This window comes from Azohydromonas aeria, from assembly GCF_009760915.1.
Lineage (GTDB): Bacteria > Pseudomonadota > Gammaproteobacteria > Burkholderiales > Burkholderiaceae_C > Azohydromonas > Azohydromonas aeria.
This window is the reverse complement of sequence record NZ_VIDQ01000166.1, coordinates 1-3,430: the sequence shown is the minus strand read 5'-3', so window position 1 is coordinate 3,430 and position 3,430 is coordinate 1. Positions and strand designations below refer to the sequence as shown.

The following is a 3,430-nucleotide window of genomic DNA, read 5'->3' as shown; positions in this document are numbered from 1 at the left end:
CGCGAATAATGCGAAGTCCGTTTTTATGCGAAGTCGAGATGCCCAGGCTGGAATCGGACCGAGGGATCGGGGTGGCGCCCATGCCATGACCGCTTCGCATAATTACAGTGCCTGCAGGAACGCCATCAGGCCCTTGGGCGGTCGGTACCTCGTCGGCTTGACCTGCGGCGCCTTCAAGCGCGCCAATGCCCGCTCCTTCATTGCCAAGTCCGCCTCGACATACATGTGCGTTGTCGCCGGACTCTCGTGGCCAAGCCACAAGGCAATCTCGCAAGGATCGGCGCCCGACTGAAGCAAGCTCATTGCGGTTGCGTGCCGAACCATGTGGGGTGACACGGACATGGTCTCCAGGTTGGGGTACTTTCGGGATGCAACCTGCACGGCAAGCTTCAGGCGCTGCGCGACGTTGGCCCGTGTCATGGGCATGTCGTCACGGCGCGGCAACAGCGGCGATTCGGCCTGAAGTTGTGGGTTCAGTTGGAGCCAATCCCGTACCGCCCTGGCAGTGGTCCTCCACAGCGGCAGAGAACGCTGCTTGCGTCCTTTGCCGTGCAGCCGGATGCTGGAGCTCGGTCCGAGCACGACGTCTGCTACGCGAACGCCGATGATCTCCGAGACCCGGGCCCCGGTGTTGAACATCAGCGCGAGCATCAGCCGGTCGCGCCGGCCAATCCAGGTGTCGCTGGGCGCATCGATCACGGCGAGCATTTGTTCCCTGGGGATGAAGCCCACCATTTTGCGGTCGAAGCGCTTCATCGGCACGGCCAGGGCCTGCTCGATGAGGCCCAGGTGCACCGGGTCGCGCCTCGCGGCGAACTTCAGGAACGAGCGCACTGCGGCCAGCCTGATGTTGCGGCTGCGCACCGAGTTGTGGCGTTCCTGCTCCAGGTGATCCAGGAAGCCAAGCAGGAACTGCGGGCTGACGTCGGTCAGCTCCAGGCTGGTGGGCTCCTTGCCCTGCTGTTGCGCGTAGCGCAGCAGCAGCACGAAGGTGTCGCGGTACGAAGCCACCGTGCACGGGCTCAGGGCTCGCTGCTGGACCATGTAGTCGGTGAAGAACTCCTGCACGAGGGTCGCGAAGGTGGGGGAAGTTGGGTTACTCATCATCGCCTCCTGCGAGAGCGAAGCGCTCGAACTGCGCGCCGACGATGTCCATCAGCTCGGGCACGCCGGTGAGGTACCAGTAGGTGTCGGTGATCCTGCTGTGGCCAAGATAGGTGCAGAGCCAGAACATCGCGTGGTCGACGGACACCCCGCTCTCATGCCAGAGCTGAACGCGTCGGACCGCCATCGTGTGCCGAAGGTCGTGCAGGCGCGGGTTGGCGTGGTCGCCTCTGGCGCGCCACCCCAGCCTGGATCGCAAGCGTATGAAGACCTTCTCCACCGTGATCCGCGGCAAGAAGTCGCCGGTGCGCGAGACGAAGAACGGTGCGCCGGGATCGGGGTCGGCGTGCATGTCGCGCATGCGGCGGTACTCCGTCAGCGCCCGCACCACGCTGGCGTGGATGGGCAGGCAGCGCGACTTGTGGAACTTGGTCTGCCGCACGGTGATTGTCGCGCCGTTGAGGTCGACGTCACCAACGCACAGCTTCAAGGCCTCGGACAGCCTGAGCCCGGCCGCGGCCAGCAGTCCGAACAACGTGCGGTACGTCATCGGACGCAGGCCGCCGACGGGCGCGAGACGGTCGGCGTGCCCAAGCAGTTGCAGGATCTCCTGGTCGGTGTAGATGTGCGGCGTCAGTCTTCGATGGCCGCGGCCGAGCACATTCGTCGGCAGCACCTCGGTGTCGATCTCGAACTGCCGGTAGTAGGCCGTGAAGGGCCGCAGGATCTCGATTCTGCGGGCCGCGGTCACCGTGCTGGTTCTGTGCACATGCTGCCGTGCCCATTCAAGCTGCAATTCCCGCGTCAGCGGACCCTCATGGCCGCGGGCGTCGGCGAAGCGGGCGAACCGCATCAGCTCGGTGGCCGGTGCCCTCAGTTCGAAGCCAAGCTGCCGCCGTTCCTTCAGGTAGCGCTGCACGGCCGCCTGCAGCGTCGTCCCGGCGTTCATGCCGGGCTCCCGGGCCAGGGCATCACCACGGCACCAAGGCGATTGAGGTCGACCTTGGCGTAGATCAGGGAGGTATCGAGCTGGCGGTGGCGCAGCACGTCGGCCACTTCCTTGAGTGTGCCCCCGGTGTCGAGCAGCCGGCTGGCCATAGTGTGGCGCAGGATATGGACGCGGGTGTAGGGCAAGCCGCAGCGGCGATAGGCATTGCGCACGGTGTTGCGGACCACGTCCGGACCCACGGGTTCGTCCACCGGCGCCACGTGCCGCACGAACACCTGGCGGTTGAGCGTCGGCGGTCGCTCCATTCGCAGGTACTCGGCGATGGCGCGGCCGGTTGCCGGCGGCAAGGGCATCAGGTCCACACGCCGGGATTTGCTCTTGACGATGCGCAAGGTGCCCGCCGCCCAGTCGATGTCGTCCAGCGCCAGGCTGCTGACTTCGTGGGTGCGCAGCCCAAGGTCCACGACGCATCGCACGATGGCATAGGAGCGAAGGCGCGAAGGCAGTCCAGGCGGGAAGGCATCGAGCAGTCGTTCAACATCGGCGCGCGACAGCGTCTGCGGCAGAGGCGCCAGGCGCCAGTGCGCCGGCGACACGATCACCGGCAGCAGATGCTCGACGGGGTCGCCTTCGAACGCTCGGAAGCGCAGGTAGCTGCGTAGCGCCGTGACCACGACCCCTGCGCTGGCTGGCGACACGCGGGCGAGTTCCTGGGCGATGAACTGCCGCAGCTTATCGGCGCTGGGCGTCACCGCAGCGGTCATGCGGAGCAACCTGCCGATGATCTTCAGTCGCTGAAGGCGGGTACTTCGAGCCAGTCCCCTGGCCTGCTGCATGTACTCGTCGAAGCGGTTCAATCCCGCTTCGAGCGGGTCGGCGCGATGGCCGTTGCTCTCAATCCCGGAGATCCCCAAAACCGTCCGCAGGTGCCGCAGTGCAGCGCGAACCTGGTGGCGGCAACGCTGTGCCGGCGACGGGCAGGTACAGCGTGGCAAGTGCCCGTCGACGAACTGGCTGATCTCGTGATCAAGCTCATCCAGCGAATGCCGACCCCGACGAACCCATCGCGCGAAGTGCGCGAGGCAGCACAGATACGCCTTCGTTGTGCTGAGCGAGTAGCGCTGCTCGGTCAAGTGACGCCAATAGGCAGGTACCAAGGGCGCAAGCGCACTGCCGCGCAGCCACGATGCAGCCGTCGGATGAAGGGAATCGAACGCATCCATGAGCGTCTCCTGCGGGGTGTTGCCACCGCAGGAGACGCTCACTTTTATGCGAAGTCCAGGGCCGTACCGACGCGCCGCAGACCACGATCTTCACGGCACCCACCAACCTCAAGTCACCCGACTTCGCATAAAAACGGACTTCGCATTATTGCGA

At 65.5% G+C, this 3,430-nt stretch carries 3 protein-coding genes; all 3 read right to left on the bottom strand.

Annotated elements, in window-relative coordinates:
• Positions 1-102: 102 nt before the first annotated feature.
• Genes FJ694_RS36110 through FJ694_RS36100 form a run of 3 tightly spaced genes read right to left on the bottom strand, consistent with a single transcriptional unit; the run spans position 103 to position 3,276 of the window.
• Entirely contained in the window at positions 103-1,104 is a 1,002-nt protein-coding gene (locus FJ694_RS36110; protein WP_157272339.1) for a tyrosine-type recombinase/integrase, read from the bottom strand.
• Positions 1,097-2,053, bottom strand: coding sequence for a tyrosine-type recombinase/integrase (locus FJ694_RS36105; protein ID WP_157272338.1), 957 nt, complete (start codon positions 2,051-2,053; stop codon positions 1,097-1,099). Before FJ694_RS36105 ends, FJ694_RS36110 begins: the two co-directional genes overlap by 8 nt.
• Complete coding sequence (locus FJ694_RS36100; protein ID WP_157272337.1) at positions 2,050-3,276, bottom strand: tyrosine-type recombinase/integrase; 1,227 nt, start codon at positions 3,274-3,276, stop codon at positions 2,050-2,052. The genes FJ694_RS36105 and FJ694_RS36100 overlap by 4 nt, the downstream gene beginning before the upstream one ends.
• Between the last annotated feature and the right edge of the window lie 154 nt (positions 3,277-3,430).